We start from the raw sequence: 17,714 nt of genomic DNA, 5'->3' as shown, positions 1-17,714 counted from the left end.
CAAGAAACGGTTACGTCTGCCCGGTAGAAATCAGCATCTTATGTCCCTCAATATCCAGCCTGCGGAACGACATGTTGTACGCGCGGGCAAGATGGGGAGGCGTAAGAACCCGATCCCGCGCACCGCTGGCGATCATCTTTCCCTGCGACAGCAGCCACACCCGGTGGGCATGACGCAGGGTGTGGTTGAGGTCATGACTGCTCATCACCACGGCGATACCTTTTCGGCTCAGGGCGCTTAACAGCGTATCCAGTGCCGCCTGCTGCGCCACGTCCAGACCGCTCATGGGTTCATCGAGGAGCAGCATTCTCCCGTGAGGATTACCTGCCGGGTGGATCTGAAGAATGACGGCCGCCAGGCGCACCCGCTGCCACTCTCCGCCGGAAAGCTGGCTGGCGTGCCGGGACAGTTTATCTTCCAGCCCCAGGGCCGCGGCAACGTCCGTCAGCAGTGCCGTCTGTTGTTTGTCGTGCAAATGCAGCATCAGATAGTGCCAGACCGGCATCGCAAAGGGCGGCACCTGCTGCTGCACGAGGTAACTGCGCCGATGCGCCAGCGAGACCGGTGACCAGTCGGCGAGCGTATGCTCCAGCAGCGTTATCTGCCCTTCTCCGACGGTCATGCCTGCCATCCTTGCCAGCAGCGTGCTCTTCCCTGCACCGTTTGGCCCGACAAGATGCAGGATTTCTCCCGCATTGATGGTACCGGTTATCGGCTCCAGACGTCCCCGCTCGGCAACGTCCGTGAGCTGCATCAGCAACGACATTATTTCGCCAGCGCCAGCTTGATCGATTCCATGACGATCGGATCTTCAGGGGTCATATCCGGCGAAAAACGCTGAACGACCTGGCCGTCGCGGCCAATCAGGAATTTTTCAAAATTCCACAGGATATCGTCCGGGTAAAGCGGCGCGCGGCCTTTGCTGGCCATGCGTTCATAAAAACCGCTTCCTTCCGGCGCAACGGCCTTCGGCGCGGCAGCGATCAGCTTCGCATACAGAGGATGGCGGTCTTCACCGTTGACATCGATTTTGCTGAACATCGGGAACGTCACGCCATAGGTGGTGCTGCAGAAGGTTTTAATCTCCTCTTCGCTGCCCGGCTCCTGGCCCAGGAACTGGTTGCACGGGAAGCCCAGCACGGTGAAACCGTCTTTCTCCCAGGCCTTCTGAATGTTCTCCAGCTGTTCGTACTGCGGCGTCAGGCCACATTTGGATGCCACGTTGACGATAAGCAGCACGTTGCCTTTGTAGCCTTCCAGCGTGGTGTTAACGCCATCAATGGTGGTCACTTCAGTATTCAGGATATCAGTCTGCATAGCATTCCCTCAGGTTGTCTTACGGCTAGTTGTTTTAACGTCCAGCTTTTAATAGTAGCCAGATAAATACCGGCGCGCCCAGCGTGGCGGTCACCACGCCAATCGGCAGCTCGGCGGCCGTCAGGGCAAGCCGGGCGATGATATCGGCCACCAGCAGCGTGGCGGCCCCGGCAACCGCCGAGGCCGGAAGCAGGGTCCGATGGTCCGTGAGGCCACACAGGCGCAGCATGTGCGGAATCACCAGCCCGATAAAGCCGATCGCGCCCGCCAGAGCCACGCTGACGCCGACCAGCCAGCCAATGGCTATTACCAGCACATTACGCCAGAACCCAATCGGCATGCCGAGCTGGCGGGCAGAGGTTTCACCCAGCGCGAGCATATTCAGCGGCTGCGCCTGCAGGGCAGCCCAGACGATGACCGGTACCAGCAGCGCCATCAGCCAGCCCTGGTGCCAGTCAACGCCTCCAAAGCCGCCCATCATCCAGTACATCAGCTGACGCAGGTCAAAGGAGGTTGAGAAGTAGACCGCCCAGGTCATCAGCGCGCTGCAGATGATCCCCAGCGCCACGCCGGCAAGCAGCAGACGGCTGGTCGATAAGTGCCGTCTGGCGAAACGAAGAAGGATCGCGGTGATTAGCAGCGCGCCGAGGATAGCGCTCAGGCTAATACTCCATCCGGAGAGTTCTCCTCCGCCGAACATTACCGCCGCAATCAGGCCTACGCCTGCGCCGTTTGACACGCCGAGCAGCCCGGGCTCCGCCAGAGGGTTATCAAACAACGCCTGCATTATGGTGCCGCACAGCGCCAGCGCGGCGCCGACCAGAACCACCGCGACGGTGCGCGGCAGGCGTATTTGCCAGACGAAGAGCTGCCCGTCAGGCCCCCACCAGCTTTCAGGCCCGATCCATCTGTCGCCCGCGCAGAGGCTCACGCCCGCGGCGACAATGAGCATCAGCACCAGCAAAAGCAGGTGACGCCGATCGGAACGGTGCTGGTGATGGGCATAATCAAGCATGGGTACGGTTTTAGTAGCGAGAGATGTAATTGATTTTACGGCGGGTTTGCCGGAGAGCGCAAAGAAAAAAGGCCGCGTGGGCGGCCTTTTTAGTTAGTTCATATTACTCTGCTTTGGGCGTTGCGTTTTCGACACGGCTTTTTAACTTCTGGCCGGGTCTGAAGGTCACCACGCGGCGGGCTGTAATGGGAATATCTTCCCCCGTCTTCGGGTTGCGGCCCGGACGTTGGTTTTTGTCTCGCAAATCAAAATTGCCAAAACCGGAGAGTTTTACCTGCTCACCATTTTCCAGAGCACGACGGATCTCTTCGAAAAACAGCTCTACCAGCTCTTTGGCATCCCGTTTGCTAAGCCCAAGCTTATCAAACAGATATTCTGACATTTCAGCTTTTGTAAGCGCCATAGGTTCAATCCCTCAATGATGCCTGGAATCGCTCTTTTAATGCCTCTACACATTTGGCGACGGTAGCGGCAATCTCCTCTTCTTCGAGTGTACGGCTGGTATCCTGAAGGATAAGGCTAATAGCGAGGCTCTTGAAACCTTCTGCTACGCCCTTGCCGCGGTACACGTCAAATAAGTTTACGCCAACTACCTGATTTACGCCAACTTTCTTACATTCGGCCAAAATATCTGCTGCAGGCACATTTTCCGCGACCACAACCGCGATATCACGGCGGTTTGCCGGGAAGCGGGAGACGTCCTGAGCCTGAGGAATAACGCGGTCAGCCACCGGGTTCCATTCCAGCTCGAACACGATGGTACGGCCGTTCAGGTCCAGCTTACGCTCCAGCTCAGGGTGAACAACCCCAATAAAACCAACGCGTTTGCCGTCTAAATAGATCGCTGCGCTCTGGCCAGGATGCAGGGCCGGGATAGCTTCTGCGCGGAATTCAATTTCAGATAATTTACCGGTCAGATCCAGAATCGCTTCCAGATCGCCCTTCATATCGTAGAAATCAACCGTGCCTTTTGCCAGGTCCCAGTGCTCTTCATAGCGGTTGCCGCTGATGGCGCCAGCCAGCATGAGATCCTGACGGATGCCTAAATTTGCCTGATTATCCGGTACAAAGCGCAAACCGCTTTCGAAAATTCGCACGCGGTTTTGCTGGCGATTCTGGTTATAAACGACAGTGCCCAGCAGGCCCGTCCACAGAGACAGACGCATCGCGGACATTTCGCTGGAAATTGGGCTTGGCAGGATCAGCGCCTCCTGACCCGGGTGGATCAGCTGCTGCAGCTTTGGATCAACGAAGCTGTAGGTGATCACTTCCTGGTAGCCTTTGTCGTTCAGCATGGTTTTCACACGCTTCAGAGACAGGTCGGCTTCGCGGTGGGTGCCCATCACCAGACCTGCCTGGACAGGCTCGTCAGGGATGTTGTTGTAGCCGTAAACGCGGGCCACTTCTTCCACCAGATCTTCTTCAATTTCCATGTCGAAACGCCATGATGGCGCAACGGCTTTCCATTCGTCCTGGCCTTCGGTTACTTCACAGCCCAGACGTTTCAGGATGTCGGTTACCTGCGCATCGGCAACGTGGTGACCAATCAGGCGATCCAGCTTGCTGCGGCGCAGGGTGATGGTCGCACGCTTCGGCAGGGCCGCTTCGTTGGTGACGTCGATAACCGGCCCCGCTTCACCGCCGCAGATGTCGATCAGCAGGCGGGTCGCACGTTCCATCGCTTTGTACTGCAGCGCCGGGTCAACGCCGCGCTCGTAGCGGTGAGAGGCATCGGTATGCAGGCCGTGACGGCGTGCGCGACCGGTGATGGAGAGCGGGCTGAAGAACGCGCATTCCAGCAGGACGTTTTGCGTCTCGTCGTTCACGCCTGAGTGCTCGCCACCGAAGATACCGCCCATTGCCAGCGCTTTGCTGTGGTCAGCAATCACCAGGGTGTCGGCGTTCAGTTTCGCTTCGCTGCCGTCGAGCAGAACCAGGGTTTCGCCCTCTTTCGCCATGCGCACAACGATGCCGCCGTCGATACGATCTTTATCGAACGCGTGCATTGGCTGGCCCAGCTCCAGCAGAACGTAGTTGGTCACGTCAACCACGGCGTCGATAGAGCGGATACCGCAGCGGCGCAGCTTCTCTTTCATCCACAGCGGAGTTGGCGCTTTCACGTTGATGCCTTTCACCACGCGGCCGAGGTAGCGCGGGCAAGCATCCGCAGCGTCAACCTGGATAGGCAGCACGTCACTGATGGTCGCTTCAACCGGCGCGATGTCCGGCGCGTTCAGTTCGGTCTGGTTCAGCACGGCCACGTCGCGCGCCACGCCGATGATACCTAAGCAGTCGGCACGGTTTGGCGTGACGCTGATTTCGATGGTGTTGTCATCAAGCTTCAGGTATTCACGGATATCGGTGCCGATTGGCGCATCCAGCGGCAGCTCAATAATGCCGTTGTGATCGTCGGAAATACCCAGCTCGGAGAAGGAGCACAGCATGCCTTCAGACGGCTCGCCGCGCAGCTTAGCCGCTTTAATTTTGAAATCACCCGGCAGCACCGCACCGACGGTCGCCACGGCCACCTTCAGGCCCTGACGGCAGTTTGGCGCACCGCAGACGATATCCAGCAGACGGTCACCGCCCACGTTTACTTTTGTTACGCGCAGTTTGTCAGCATTCGGGTGCTGGCCGCACTCGACCACTTCGCCAACGACCACGCCGTTGAAGGCACCGGAAACCGGCTCAACGCCGTCGACTTCCAGACCTGCCATGGTGATCTGGTTAGAAAGCGCGTCGCTGTCCAGCGTGGTGTTCACCCACTCGCGTAACCACAGTTCACTGAATTTCATTGTTCTGTCCTGCCCTTATTTAAACTGTTTGAGGAAACGCAGATCGTTTTCGAAGAATGCACGTAAGTCGGTCACGCCGTAACGCAGCATGGTCAGACGCTCCATGCCCATGCCGAAAGCAAAGCCGGAGTAAACTTCCGGATCGATACCCACGTTGCGCAGCACGTTTGGATGCACCATGCCGCAGCCCAGCACTTCCAGCCATTTGCCGTTTTTACCCATCACGTCAACTTCCGCAGACGGTTCGGTGAACGGGAAGTAGGACGGGCGGAAACGAACCTGCAGATCTTCCTCAAAGAAGTTGTTCAGGAAATCGTGCAGCGTGCCCTTCAGGTTGGTGAAGCTGATGTTTTTATCAACAATCAGACCTTCCATCTGGTGGAACATTGGCGTGTGGGTCTGATCGTAGTCGTTACGATAGACGCGGCCCGGCGCGTAAATGCGGATTGGCGGCTCCTGATCCTTCATGGTACGGATCTGAACGCCGGAGGTCTGAGTACGCAGCAGACGCGTAGCGTCGAACCAGAAAGTGTCGTGGTCAGCGCGTGCCGGATGATGGCCAGGAATGTTCAGGGCGTCGAAGTTGTGGTAATCATCTTCGATTTCCGGGCCAGTCGCCACGGTAAAGCCGAGCTCACCGAAGAAACTTTCAATGCGATCGATGGTGCGGGTAACCGGATGCAGACCACCGTTTTCGATACGGCGACCCGGCAGAGAAACGTCGATCGTCTCTGCGGCCAGACGCGCATTCAGCACCGCGCTTTCCAGCTCGGCTTTACGCGCGTTCAGCGCCTGCTGTACCTGCTCTTTGGCTTCGTTAATCACCGCACCTGCTGCCGGGCGTTCTTCTGCCGGCAGCTCACGCAGGGTTGTCATCTGAAGGGTCAGGTGCCCTTTCTTCCCAAGATATTCGACGCGGACATTGTCTAACGCGGCAACATCTGAGGCCTGATTAATGGCGGCTGTTGCACTGGCAACCAGCTCTGCGAGATGTGACATGATTTTCCTCATTATGTCGGTGCAGACACCGATTTGGTGGAGTTATTCTCTCAAATTCAGGCACAAAAAAAGCCTCCATCGGGAGGCTTATCTGGCGCTGTTTTTCGTTTCATCTTTCACGCGCTAGCCTCCTGAAATCAGGTGCTAAAGTAAAAGAAGAAGCGGAAAATAGCAGCATTCATGCTTGCGTTACCTTGTCTGGTAAAAGCCGTTGAGACCTTATTGAAAAGCCTGGACGGATAAATGTCAATCTTCTGATGGTGTTAAATGAAAAGAGGGAGCAAAGCCCCCTCTCTCAACTGGCTTATGCCAGTGCTGCTTTCGCTTTTTCGACCAGAGCGGTGAACGCTACTTTGTCGAATACTGCGATGTCAGCCAGGATCTTACGGTCGATTTCAACAGAGGCTTTTTTCAGGCCGTTGATGAATTTGCTGTAAGAAATACCGTTCTGACGTGCTGCTGCGTTGATACGCGCAATCCACAGTTGACGGAACTGACGCTTACGCTGACGACGGTCACGGTAAGCGTACTGACCTGCTTTGATAACAGCCTGGAAGGCAACGCGGTATACGCGTGAACGCGCACCGTAGTAGCCTTTAGCTTGTTTCAAAATTTTCTTGTGACGTGCACGTGCAATTACACCACGTTTTACGCGAGCCATATGTGCTCTCCTGTATCTATATTCTTAGTAAAAAATTAAACGTTAACGGCTTATGCGTACGGCAGGCACGCGATAACCAGACCCAGATCGCCTTTAGAAACGAGGCCTTTTGGACGCAGGTGACGTTTACGCTTAGTAGATTTTTTGGTCAGAATATGACGCAGGTTTGCGTGCTTACGCTTAAATCCACCACCACCGGTTTTTTTGAAGCGCTTAGCAGCACCGCGTACGGTCTTAATTTTTGGCATCTTAATAACTTCCACTTCGCATTGTTAAATAAACGAAACATAGGCGAACAAAACCTATGAAACCCGAAGGCTCCACAGATTTTGCTGCTTGAAGGCCTTACTGTTTCTTCTTAGGAGCGAGCACCATGATCATCTGGCGGCCTTCGATCTTCGTAGGGAAGGATTCGACTACTGCCAGTTCACTCAGATCGTCACGGACGCGGTTAAGCACTTCCATACCAATCTGTTGGTGGGCCATCTCACGACCGCGGAAACGCAGTGTGATCTTGGCCTTATCGCCATCTTCCAGAAAGCGAATCAGGCTGCGGAGTTTTACCTGATAATCGCCATCGTCGGTACCAGGACGGAATTTGATTTCCTTAACCTGGATAACTTTTTGCTTCTTCTTCTGTTCCTTAGAAGACTTACTCTTTTCATAAAGGAACTTGCCGTAGTCCATGATACGACAAACTGGCGGTTCGGCGTTAGGGCTGATTTCAACTAAATCTACTCCAGCTTCTTCAGCTTTTTCGATCGCTTCTCTCAGACTCACAATCCCCAGTGGTTCACCTTCAAGATCTGTTAAGCGAACTTCCTGGGCGCGAATCTCGCCATTGATACGATTCGGACGTGCCGTTTGAACTCGTTTTCCGCCTTTAATACCTTATTCCTCCAGTTGTTGAAGACTGCGGCTGCGAATCTCTTGTTGCAGCTTCTCAATCACTTCACTTACGTCCAGGCTGCCCAGGTCTTTACCACGGCGGGTGCGAACGGCAACTTTGCCTGCTTCCACCTCTTTATCACCACAGACCAACATATACGGGACACGACGTAAAGTGTGCTCGCGGATTTTAAAGCCAATCTTCTCATTTCTCAAGTCTGCTTTTACGCGAATGCCCGCATTTTGTAGTTTCTGCGTCAATTCTTTAACGTAATCCGCCTGAGAATCGGTAATGTTCATCACCACGACCTGCACTGGCGCAAGCCAGGTTGGGAAGAAGCCAGCGAACTCTTCGGTCAGGATGCCGATGAAGCGCTCCAGAGAACCGAGAATTGCACGGTGAATCATTACCGGTACCTGACGCTCGTTGTCTTCGCCAACATAAGAGGCGCTTAAACGCTGCGGCAGGGAGAAGTCCAGCTGTACAGTACCGCACTGCCATGCGCGATCGAGGCAGTCATACAGGGTAAATTCAATTTTCGGACCGTAGAATGCGCCCTCGCCCAGCTGGTATTCGAACGGAATGCCGTTCTCTTCCAGCGCCACGGCGAGATCCGCTTCTGCGCGATCCCATGTCTCATCGCTACCGATACGTTTTTCCGGACGCGTTGAGAGTTTGACTACGATCTTCTCGAAGCCAAAGGTGCTGTACATATCGTAGACCATACGAATACAGGCGTTAACTTCGTCACGGACCTGATCTTCAGTACAGAAGATATGCGCATCATCCTGAGTAAAGCCACGAACACGCATCAGACCGTGCAGCGCACCTGATGGCTCGTTACGGTGGCAGCTACCGAACTCCGCCATACGCAGCGGCAGGTCGCGGTAGGACTTCAGACCCTGGTTGAAGATCTGAACGTGGCCCGGGCAGTTCATTGGCTTGATGCAGTATTCACGGTTCTCAGACGAGGTGGTGAACATCGCATCTTTGTAGTTGTCCCAGTGGCCGGTTTTTTCCCACAGCACACGGTCCATCATGAACGGGCCTTTCACTTCCTGATACTGGTACTCTTTCAGCTTGGAGCGTACGAAAGTTTCCAGTTCACGGAAGATAGTCCAGCCGTCGTTATGCCAGAACACCATGCCCGGCGCTTCTTCCTGCATGTGGTACAGGTCAAGCTGCTTACCGATTTTACGGTGGTCACGCTTCGCCGCCTCTTCCAGGCGCAGCAGGTACGCGTTCAGGGCTTTTTTATCGGCCCACGCGGTACCATAGATACGCTGCAACATCTTGTTGTTGCTGTCGCCACGCCAGTAGGCGCCTGCGATCTTCATCAGCTTAAAGTGATGACAGAAGCGCATGTTCGGCACGTGAGGTCCACGGCACATGTCGACGTATTCTTCGTGATGGTACAAGCCAGGCTTGTCATCATGCGAAATGTTTTCGTCAAGAATAGAGACCTTGTAGCTCTCGCCGCGCTTCACGAAGGTTTCACGCGCTTCGTGCCAGCTGACTTTCTTCTTGATGACGTCATAGTTCGTTTCGGCGAGCTCGTGCATGCGTTTTTCGAGCGCGTCGATATCTTCCTGAGTCAGGGTGTGGTCAAGGTCAACGTCGTAGTAGAAACCATTGTCGATAACCGGACCGATCGCCATTTTGGTGTTTGGCCACAGCTGTTTGATGGCATGGCCTAACAGGTGCGCGCAGGAGTGACGAATGATCTCCAGACCTTCTTCGTCTTTCGCGGTGATGATTGCAAGCGTCGCATCGTTTTCGATCAGATCGGAAGCATCCACCAGCTCACCGTTAACGCGGCCAGCGATAGTCGCTTTCGCGAGGCCAGGACCAATGTCCAGGGCAACATCCATTGGGCTAACAGCACGGTCGAAATGGCGTTGGCTGCCATCAGGAAGAGTAATTACAGGCATTTTATATCCTTATTTGCAGTGATGCCCCACACATAAGAGCATATACAAAGAAAATAATCGTGATTTGACAATAGATTACGACACCATCTGACCAACAATCGTCAAATTGGTTCGTCATCATTCACCAGCCGAATTCAGATTAATGTGGATTTACGGCAAGCGACGTAATGTTAACACTAACGGCAAGGAGATTGCACCCTCTGCGGCCAGATTGATGGGCTGGCGCTTTCGCACGAATTTGCAGGTTGCTTCTCCCCTGCGCTCGCATTTCAAAGATGCTGGGCTACTCTTGAACAGGTCTATAAACCCAAAGGTGCATACCATGAACGTATCCAGTAGAACGGTTGTGATATTGAACATCCTTTCCGCCACAGGTTTATTGTTGATTCTCGCCGAACGATTCCACTGGTTCTGAGCCGAACCCTACGCTGGCATAACCCAATCGTTCCTGAGAAGGGGCATATTTCGGCCCTGTTTGGTAGACTGGGGATATCAACCAACAAGGATTAGGTTATGCCAACTAAACGATTTGCCGTAAAACACTGGAAAATGGTGCTGGTGCTGATTGCCATCTGCGGCGCAATGCTGCTACTCCGTTGGGCGGCAATGATTTGGGGCTAGGGGCGAAGACAAGTCATCAGAAGGGACGTCAAAAGACCGCAGACAATAAACGGGCCGACATCATCATCGGCCCGCTTTTATTACATTCTATAACCCAGTGAAACCGTGGTTCTGCGGTCGGTATGATCCGGTGCAGATTCTGGTGGTGAAGAGTTCCAGGTCACGTTGTAGGCGACTTTCAGGCCAAAGTGTTCGTTGATAGCCACGTTCAGCGCCGTCTCAGAGTTCAGCGTCGTATCGTCGGCACCAAATACAGAAACACCCTGGGTAAATTTGGTGTTGTCAGTCATCTGCCAGGCATAGGTACCGGAAGCGTAACCGAGCGGTTGGGTTTTGGTATCGCCATTGGTGTACTCGTCATAACGCACACCCGGACCGAATTCAAAACGGAAGCTGTGTACCGGACCGTTCAGGAACTGGCGACCATAACCGGCGGTGAATACATCGCGCTGGCGATAACCGTTGTACCGGTCGGTTAACCAGCTTGCCTGACCAAACAGGTAGTCATAGTCGGTCATGTTGTAACGGCTACGTCCGCCTACCGCATACTTCTCGGAAGAACGTTCGTCGTTAGCGGAAGTGTTGCTGGCATTACCCCACAGAGACCAGGCGGTGGTATTACCGTACCAGGTGAGCGTACTGTCCGCCGTCAGAGAAGAGCTTTTCGTGTTACCGGATTGTGCCAGGTATCCGGCGTTCAGGTTACCTTCAAACGGTTTTTTCGCGGTGGAAGGATCGTCCATGACAGTAAAAACGGTATCATCAGCGGTCGCGTTCATAGCCGCAAACACGCCACCCGCCAGCATCAGTGCAGCGGGCACTGTCTTTAAAAGCTTCATTTTATTAAGGAGTCCGTACAACAAAAAAAGAGACCACACGGTCCCGGAATCTTTCTTGAGGATCAATGACAAGGCGTCCAGAGAAAGGTAACAAATTATAAAAAGCCGCAAATAACATAGCAATGTTTTCTTATTTCATTTTTTGAATAAGAACGATCTCAAAAAGCGTTTTATTTTATATATCCCCCGCCTCACTTTTCGTCAGCATTCATATTTAAAATCATACTGTTATTTACATTGCCTTCCTGACAAATGGTGCCAGGCTAATAAGAACCCATGCTAAAAGGAGGTAATGATGGTTTCTATTTATACTCTGACGCTCTCCCCTTCCCTGGATTCCGCCACCCTGACGCCGCAGATTTACCCGGAAGGTAAATTGCGCTGCAGCGCCCCGGTCTTTGAGCCCGGCGGCGGCGGGATCAACGTGGCGCGCGCCATTACACACCTCGGCGGCAAAGCCACGGCAATTTTCCCCGCAGGCGGTGCTACCGGTGAACACCTGGTCTCTCTGCTGGCCGATGAACAGGTGGCCGTTGAAACCGTTGAGGCCAAAGACTGGACGCGGCAAAACCTGCATGTCCACGTAGAATCAAGCGGCGAGCAGTACCGTTTTGTCATGCCGGGCGCGAAACTCAGCGATGACGAGTTTCGTCAGCTTGAAGAAAAAGTGCTGACGATAGAGAGCGGCGCGCTGCTGGTGATAAGCGGCAGCCTGCCGCCCGGCGTAAGCACGGAAAAATTAACGGCGCTGATTCAGGCCGCGCAGCAGCGCGGCATCCGCTGCATTGTCGACAGCAGCGGCGAGGCCCTGCAGGCGGCCCTGGTGCCGGGCAATCTGGAGCTGGTCAAACCCAACCAGAAAGAGTTAAGCGCGCTGGTCAACCGCGAACTGACGCAGCCTGATGATGTGCGCACCGCCGCGCAGGAGCTGGTGCGAAGCGGCAAAGCGCGGCGCGTAGTCGTCTCCCTTGGCCCTCAGGGGGCGCTGGCAGTCGATGAATCGTCATTCGTTCAGGTTGTCCCACCGCCGATGAAGAGCCAGAGCACGGTTGGCGCGGGCGATAGCATGGTGGGTGCGATGACGCTAAAACTGGCGCAGGGCGCGTCTCTGCTCGAAATGACCCGCTACGGCGTGGCGGCGGGTAGTGCCGCCACCATCAACCAGGGCACGCGTCTCTGTTCGCTCGCCGATACGCAAAAAATCGTCGATTACCTGTCCCGAAATTAACCCCTCTTCCCCTTCGTCTTTACGGAGGGGAATGTCGTCTCTGAGTCGCCAAACGCAAACTATCGACTATGCTAAGAAAACTTCCATGATAACAATGAGGTGAATTATGAGCAGTGGTGACATCACACGCTACGTCGTGACCATCAACCTTCATGAAGCATCGCTGACCGAGCTGAATGAGCTCAACAATGCTTTCACCCGCGCTAATTTTCTCCTCACGCTGACGGATGACGAGGGCAACATTCATGATTTAGGCACCCTGACATTTGGTCTGATCGGCGCCCTGAGTCAGGAAGAGGTTCATGCGCTGGCCGCCAGTCTGGTGGAGAGCGTGACCGACAAGCCTGCCGAAATTGACGTGGATACCTGGGAAAGCTGGCGGAAAAAAGAACAATAAGTGCGCTGTATGAATTTAAACCGCTCAGGTGTGCGTTAGTTCGTATTTTTTTACCGCAGTTATGCGCTAACTTTATGATCTGGCAGACAACATGGGAGAGACAACATGTGGCAGGCTATCAGTCATCTTTTACGTGAGCAGCTGGGTGAAGGTGAAATTGAACTGCGTAACGAACTGCCAGGCGGTGAGATCCACGCCGCGTGGCATTTACGCTACGCAGGGCGCGATCTCTTCGTTAAATGCGATGAGCGAGAGCTGCTTCCAATATTTACCGCCGAAGCCGACCAGCTGGAGCTGTTGTCCCGCAGTAAAACGGTCACGGTCCCGCAGGTTCTGGCCGTGGGGAGCGACCGCGACTACAGCTTCCTGGTAATGGAATATCTCCCCGCCCGCCCGCTGGATGCCCATAATGCGTTCATCCTTGGCCAACAGTTAGCGCGCCTGCATCAATGGAGCGACCAGCCGCAGTTTGGTCTCGACTTTGACAACGATCTCTCCACCACGCCACAGCCCAATGCCTGGCAGCGTCGTTGGTCGACATTTTTTGCCGAGCAGCGCATTGGCTGGCAGCTTGAGCTGGCCGCCGAGAAAGGGCTGGAGTTTGGCAATATCGACGCCATCGTCGAGCACGTTCAACAGCGTCTGGCATCCCACCAGCCTCAGGCGTCTCTGCTGCACGGCGATTTGTGGTCCAATAACTGCGCGCTGGGTCCCAACGGCCCGTACATCTTTGACCCGGCCTGCTACTGGGGTGACAGAGAGTGCGATCTTGCCATGCTGCCGCTTCATCCTGAGCAGCCGCCGCAAATATACGACGGATACCAGTCTGTTTCCCCCCTCCCGCCCGGTTTCCTCGACCGCCAGCCGGTGTATCAGCTTTATACGCTGATGAACCGTGCCATTCTTTTTGGCGGAGAACACCTTGTTAACGCGCAGCGGGCACTCGAGCGTATGCTTGCCGCCTGAGAAGATAAGGGTGGCCTTGCCGCCACCCTTATTGCTTACAGAAAACCGAGCAGTGAGAAGAAGAAGTATCCCGCCACAATGATAATCACGGGCAAGATGTAGAGCGGGAAAATTTGCAGGAAAATGGTGTGACGCGGCACAACAATGCGGGATTCAATCTGCTCCCGACTCATTCCTTCCGGGCCTTTGGCCTGCTCCAGAATCAACTGATCCTCAACGCCTTCGCGTAAAAAGCGCGTCTGGCGACTCATTCTCGCGCCAGAGGCCTGTAATGCCAGCGCGACAAAGATCAGGGCATATATCACCCAAAAGCCGATATTCAGCTGTTGATGAAAATCCGGGGTAGGTGAGTTAAACCAGAAGACATTCAAAAATGGCGTATTAAAACGCATCATCTCAATCATGACATGAGCGAAATCAAGCATTACCGCATTGATACCCGGCTGTTTTTCGCTGTGGTCGTACATAAATTTGAGTACAGAAATCAGCGTAGAAATGACGGCAGGAATAAAAATCACCCAGCCAGCAATACGTTTTAAGACCGCAATGCGTCCAGCTTGTTGATACGTCATCAGTTCCTCTTCATAAAGACGCGTTATTTGTGCCTAAGTCTACCTGCTGGTCATCAATTTCGCCCGCTCTTTAAAAGCAATATGCTAAATTGCAGAGTGTGCTTAGCACGTATCGTCTGTCGAACACCCTGGATAAGGAGACGTTGTGATGTCGACACCGCGCCAAATTCTTGCCGCAATTTTTGACATGGATGGATTACTGATCGATTCCGAACCGCTGTGGGATCGCGCCGAACTGGACGTTATGGCCAGCCTCGGCGTGGATATCAGCCGCCGTAATGAACTTCCCGATACGCTGGGCCTGCGCATCGATATGGTGGTTGACCTGTGGTTTGCCCAACAGCCTTGGGTAGGTCCCAATCGCGATGAGGTGACCGCACGCATTATCAGCCGCGCCATTTCTCTGGTGGAAGAGAACAGGCCGCTGCTACCCGGCGTACGTGAGGCCGTCGCGCTGTGTAAAGCCCAGGGGCTGAAGGTCGGACTGGCCTCGGCTTCACCGCTGCATATGCTGGAAAAAGTGCTCACGATGTTTGAACTGCGCGACAGTTTCGACGCGCTGGCGTCCGCTGAAAAATTGCCTTACAGCAAGCCGCACCCGCAGGTCTATCTGGACTGCGCCGCAAAGCTGGGCCTGGATCCCCTCAATTGCGTTGCGCTGGAAGATTCCGTTAACGGTATGGTGGCGTCGAAGGCTGCACGGATGCGCTCCATTGTGGTGCCCGCTGAAGAAGGCCGTCACGACCCCCGGTTTGCCCTCGCCGACGTTAAGCTTAACTCGCTGGCAGAACTCACGGTGCATCATCTGCAGGGCGGTTAACGCCCTTCTCCGGTTTGTGACAAACAGTTACACCGTCACCTCTTCCGCCTACTGTATAAAAACCCTATACTGTATGAATTGACAGTTTTGTGGGTTTTATCATGACGGCGGAAGGCCACCTGCTTTTTTCTATTGCGTGCGCAGTATTTGCCAAAAACGCTGAACTCACCCCCGTGCTGGCACAGGGGGACTGGTGGCATATTGTCCCTTCCGCCGTATTGACCTGTCTGCTGCCCGACATTGACCACCCCAAGTCCTTCCTCGGACAACGCCTGAAGTGGGTGTCGAAACCCATCGCCCGCGCGTTCGGCCACCGGGGGTTTACGCACAGCCTGCTGGCCGTGTTTGGCCTGCTGACGCTTTTCTATTTGAAGGTGCCCGAAAGCTGGATAGTCCCCGCCGATGCCATCCAGGGGATGGTGCTGGGCTATTTAAGCCATATTCTCGCCGATATGCTGACGCCTGCGGGCGTGCCGCTGCTTTGGCCCTGCCGCTGGCGTTTCCGTTTTCCCATCCTCGCACCGCAGAAAGGAAACCAGCTTGAGCGCGTATTGTGCATGGCGCTATTTGCTTACGCCGTCTGGATGCCGCAAACATTGCCCGAAAACAGTGCAGTTCGCTGGTCATCCCAGATGATTAATTCGCTGCAATTTCAGTTCAATCGCTTTATTCATCACCAGATTGAACAGTAAACCAACAAAATTATCCTATTTGTCATAACCCATTCCATTTGGATATAAGCGCTACATCACACTTCTGCTAACCTTCCGCCAACAGGATCGGTAAAAACCGACCCAATAATAAATCAGGAGAACGGGGATGAATTTTCCACTCATCGCGAACGTCGTTGTGTTCGTTGTATTGCTATTGCTTCTCGCGCAGGCGCGCCACAAACAGTGGAGCCTGGCGAAAAAAGTGCTGGTTGGTCTGGCCATGGGTGTCGTATTTGGTCTGGCATTACAGGCAATTTATGGCTCCGATAATCCAGTTCTGAAAGATTCTATTCAGTGGTTCAACATCGTCGGTAACGGCTATGTCCAGCTGCTGCAGATGATCGTTATGCCGCTGGTGTTCGCCTCTATTCTGAGCGCCGTTGCCCGCCTGCATAATGCCACTCAGCTGGGAAAAATCAGCTTCCTGACCATTGGTACGCTGCTGTTCACCACGCTGATTGCCGCGCTGGTGGGTGTGCTGGTCACCAACCTGTTTGGCCTGACCGCAGAAGGTCTGGTTCAGGGTACCGCTGAAACGGCGCGTCTTACCGCGATTCAAACCAACTACGTGGGTAAAGTGGCTGATCTGACCGTGCCGCAGATGGTGCTCTCCTTCATTCCGAAGAACCCGTTTGCTGACCTGACCGGTGCGAGCCCAACCTCGATCATCAGCGTGGTTATTTTCGCCGCGTTCCTGGGCGTAGCGGCGCTGAAGCTGCTGAAAGACGACGCGCCTAAAGGCGAACGCGTGCTGACCGCGATTGATACCCTGCAAAGCTGGGTGATGAAGCTGGTGCGTCTGGTGATGCAGCTGACGCCTTACGGCGTGCTGGCGCTGATGACCAAAGTGGTTGCCGGCTCTAACCTGCAGGACATCATTAAGCTGGGCAGCTTCGTTGTCGCCTCTTATCTGGGCCTGGGCATTATGTTCGTGGTGCACGGCATCCTGCTGGGCGTAAACGGCGTCAGCCCGCTGAAATACTTCCGTAAAGTCTGGCCGGTACTGACCTTTGCCTTCACCAGCCGTTCCAGCGCCGCGTCTATTCCGCTGAACGTTGAAGCGCAAACCCGCCGTCTGGGCGTGCCTGAATCCATCGCCAGCTTCTCTGCCTCCTTTGGTGCCACCATTGGTCAGAACGGCTGTGCGGGTCTGTATCCGGCGATGCTGGCCGTGATGGTCGCCCCTACCGTTGGGATTAACCCGCTGGATCCGGTCTGGATCGCCACGCTGGTCGGGATTGTTACCGTAAGCTCCGCAGGCGTTGCGGGCGTTGGCGGTGGCGCAACCTTCGCCGCGCTGATTGTGCTGCCCGCGCTGGGCCTGCCCGTGACGCTGGTCGCGCTGCTGATCTCCGTTGAGCCGCTGATCGACATGGGCCGTACCGCGCTGAACGTAAGCGGCTCCATGACCGCCGGTACGCTGACCAGCCAGTGGCTGAAGCAGACCGACAAAGCGATTCTGGAAAGTGAAGACGACGCCGAGCTGGCGCACCGTTAAACTCGGTAGAAATAAAAAAACCGCCTGATGGCGGTTTTTTTATGGCTGTTATTCTTCAACCTCTTCATCCTGGCGGATCTGCATCGCCCACCGCTGCGCTGACTCCGGCACCGTAAACGTGGGCGAGCGGCGGAAATGTTCGCCGATCAGCACGAAGGCCACGTATTTCCCCCGAAGCTGCCAGACATCGCGAAAACCCTCCACTTTCAGGGCATGGTCAGGCGGCGCGGGCTCAACGCGGGGCACATAGCTAATAACCTGGCGGTTTTGTTGACGAAGAGGTTTCATAAGCGACTGGTTCACTAAAGCAAATTCTTGAAGCAGGAAAATTCTATGATAGCCGATCCTGCTGCCTTCCGTCGCGCCCCGAGTGGGTGAGAAGGCTCCTTTCGTCAATGACGGCATGTGAAAACTCTTAGTTCGCGAGCCATCTCGCGACATTGTTCTATCCTT

Annotated in this window: 22 protein-coding genes and 1 other annotated feature; of the genes, 8 read left to right on the top strand and 14 right to left on the bottom strand. The window is 54.7% G+C overall.

Going from position 1 to position 17,714, the window contains the following annotated elements; genetic code table 11:
- Positions 1–10: 10 nt before the first annotated feature.
- The 11 genes from btuD to thrS form a co-directional block, all read right to left on the bottom strand.
- Positions 11–766, bottom strand: coding sequence for a vitamin B12 ABC transporter ATP-binding protein BtuD (btuD, locus tag LBF07_RS20885; RefSeq protein ID WP_087822412.1), 756 nt, complete (start codon positions 764–766; stop codon positions 11–13).
- On the bottom strand, positions 766–1,317 hold the full coding sequence (locus LBF07_RS20880) for a glutathione peroxidase (protein WP_094935163.1): 552 nt from the start codon (positions 1,315–1,317) through the stop codon (positions 766–768). Before LBF07_RS20880 ends, btuD begins: the two co-directional genes overlap by 1 nt.
- Before the next feature lie 34 nt (positions 1,318–1,351).
- Positions 1,352–2,332: a vitamin B12 ABC transporter permease BtuC gene (btuC, locus tag LBF07_RS20875; protein WP_094935162.1), complete on the bottom strand. Its 981-nt coding sequence runs from the start codon at positions 2,330–2,332 to the stop codon at positions 1,352–1,354.
- 103 nt (positions 2,333–2,435) lie between these two features.
- Positions 2,436–2,735, bottom strand: coding sequence for an integration host factor subunit alpha (ihfA, locus tag LBF07_RS20870; RefSeq protein WP_003857805.1), 300 nt, complete (start codon positions 2,733–2,735; stop codon positions 2,436–2,438).
- A 4-nt stretch (positions 2,736–2,739) separates the two neighbouring features.
- Entirely contained in the window at positions 2,740–5,127 is a 2,388-nt protein-coding gene (gene pheT, locus LBF07_RS20865) for a phenylalanine--tRNA ligase subunit beta (RefSeq protein ID WP_094935161.1), read from the bottom strand.
- A gap of 15 nt (positions 5,128–5,142) precedes the next feature.
- Positions 5,143–6,126, bottom strand: a complete 984-nt coding sequence (pheS, locus tag LBF07_RS20860; protein WP_094935160.1) for a phenylalanine--tRNA ligase subunit alpha — start codon at positions 6,124–6,126, stop codon at positions 5,143–5,145.
- Between the two features lie 62 nt (positions 6,127–6,188).
- Positions 6,189–6,313, bottom strand: a sequence feature (Phe leader region).
- Positions 6,264–6,308, bottom strand: coding sequence for a pheST operon leader peptide PheM (pheM, locus tag LBF07_RS20855; RefSeq protein ID WP_001386830.1), 45 nt, complete (start codon positions 6,306–6,308; stop codon positions 6,264–6,266). (Overlaps the previous feature by 45 nt.)
- Before the next feature lie 117 nt (positions 6,314–6,430).
- Positions 6,431–6,787, bottom strand: coding sequence for a 50S ribosomal protein L20 (gene rplT, locus LBF07_RS20850; protein ID WP_000124850.1), 357 nt, complete (start codon positions 6,785–6,787; stop codon positions 6,431–6,433).
- A gap of 50 nt (positions 6,788–6,837) precedes the next feature.
- Positions 6,838–7,035: a 50S ribosomal protein L35 gene (rpmI, locus tag LBF07_RS20845; RefSeq protein ID WP_003030583.1), complete on the bottom strand. Its 198-nt coding sequence runs from the start codon at positions 7,033–7,035 to the stop codon at positions 6,838–6,840.
- Between the two features lie 97 nt (positions 7,036–7,132).
- Positions 7,133–7,675, bottom strand: a complete 543-nt coding sequence (infC, locus tag LBF07_RS20840) for a translation initiation factor IF-3 (RefSeq protein WP_014069901.1) — start codon at positions 7,673–7,675, stop codon at positions 7,133–7,135.
- Between the two features lie 3 nt (positions 7,676–7,678).
- Positions 7,679–9,607 carry a threonine--tRNA ligase gene (gene thrS, locus LBF07_RS20835; RefSeq protein WP_008500657.1) on the bottom strand — a complete coding sequence of 643 codons (1,929 nt, stop codon included), beginning with the start codon at positions 9,605–9,607 and terminating at the stop codon, positions 7,679–7,681.
- A 142-nt stretch (positions 9,608–9,749) separates the two neighbouring features.
- On the opposite strand from thrS, the gene yncL reads away from it, so the two are divergent.
- Positions 9,750–10,022: a stress response membrane protein YncL gene (gene yncL / locus LBF07_RS24780; protein ID WP_080338151.1), complete on the top strand. Its 273-nt coding sequence runs from the start codon at positions 9,750–9,752 to the stop codon at positions 10,020–10,022.
- Between the two features lie 98 nt (positions 10,023–10,120).
- Positions 10,121–10,228, top strand: coding sequence for a small membrane protein YniD (gene yniD / locus LBF07_RS20825; RefSeq protein WP_008500658.1), 108 nt, complete (start codon positions 10,121–10,123; stop codon positions 10,226–10,228).
- Positions 10,229–10,308: 80 nt separating this feature from the next.
- Here the strand turns inward: yniD and LBF07_RS20820 are convergent, their stop codons facing one another.
- Positions 10,309–11,067: a YdiY family protein gene (locus LBF07_RS20820; protein ID WP_033145273.1), complete on the bottom strand. Its 759-nt coding sequence runs from the start codon at positions 11,065–11,067 to the stop codon at positions 10,309–10,311.
- Positions 11,068–11,362: 295 nt separating this feature from the next.
- On the opposite strand from LBF07_RS20820, the gene pfkB reads away from it, so the two are divergent.
- The 3 genes from pfkB to LBF07_RS20805 all read left to right on the top strand — a co-directional run bounded on the left by pfkB (position 11,363) and on the right by LBF07_RS20805 (position 13,658).
- Positions 11,363–12,295, top strand: a complete 933-nt coding sequence (gene pfkB, locus LBF07_RS20815; protein ID WP_094935159.1) for a 6-phosphofructokinase II — start codon at positions 11,363–11,365, stop codon at positions 12,293–12,295.
- 106 nt (positions 12,296–12,401) lie between these two features.
- The gene (gene ghoS / locus LBF07_RS20810) at positions 12,402–12,692 is read left to right on the top strand and encodes a type V toxin-antitoxin system endoribonuclease antitoxin GhoS (protein WP_033145271.1); all 291 of its coding nucleotides are present in this window, start codon (positions 12,402–12,404) and stop codon (positions 12,690–12,692) included.
- Positions 12,693–12,797: 105 nt separating this feature from the next.
- The gene (locus LBF07_RS20805; RefSeq protein WP_029740438.1) at positions 12,798–13,658 is read left to right on the top strand and encodes a fructosamine kinase family protein; all 861 of its coding nucleotides are present in this window, start codon (positions 12,798–12,800) and stop codon (positions 13,656–13,658) included.
- 35 nt (positions 13,659–13,693) lie between these two features.
- Here LBF07_RS20805 and LBF07_RS20800 read toward each other — a convergent pair whose 3' ends face one another.
- Positions 13,694–14,230 (bottom strand): YniB family protein, encoded by a 537-nt coding sequence (locus tag LBF07_RS20800; RefSeq protein ID WP_023311291.1) that lies wholly within the window; start codon positions 14,228–14,230, stop codon positions 13,694–13,696.
- Between the two features lie 148 nt (positions 14,231–14,378).
- Here LBF07_RS20800 and hxpB point away from each other — a divergent pair, with 148 nt between their 5' ends.
- The 3 genes from hxpB (at position 14,379) to tcyP (ending at position 17,261) form a co-directional block, all read left to right on the top strand.
- A complete protein-coding gene (gene hxpB / locus LBF07_RS20795) occupies positions 14,379–15,050 on the top strand; it encodes a hexitol phosphatase HxpB (protein WP_032657872.1) in 672 nt (223 codons plus the stop codon).
- Between the two features lie 101 nt (positions 15,051–15,151).
- Entirely contained in the window at positions 15,152–15,742 is a 591-nt protein-coding gene (locus tag LBF07_RS20790; RefSeq protein ID WP_014883483.1) for a metal-dependent hydrolase, read from the top strand.
- Between the two features lie 127 nt (positions 15,743–15,869).
- A complete protein-coding gene (gene tcyP / locus LBF07_RS20785; RefSeq protein ID WP_008500667.1) occupies positions 15,870–17,261 on the top strand; it encodes a cystine/sulfocysteine:cation symporter in 1,392 nt (463 codons plus the stop codon).
- Positions 17,262–17,309: 48 nt separating this feature from the next.
- Here tcyP and cedA read toward each other — a convergent pair whose 3' ends face one another.
- Positions 17,310–17,549 (bottom strand): cell division activator CedA, encoded by a 240-nt coding sequence (gene cedA / locus LBF07_RS20780; protein ID WP_008500668.1) that lies wholly within the window; start codon positions 17,547–17,549, stop codon positions 17,310–17,312.
- Positions 17,550–17,714: the final 165 nt, after the last annotated feature.

The organism is Enterobacter cloacae complex sp. ECL352 (assembly GCF_020149545.1).
In the GTDB taxonomy this organism is placed as follows: Bacteria; Pseudomonadota; Gammaproteobacteria; order Enterobacterales; family Enterobacteriaceae; genus Enterobacter; species Enterobacter asburiae_B.
The sequence above is the reverse complement of the archived record's forward strand: the minus strand, read 5'-3'. Positions and strand labels throughout refer to the sequence as shown.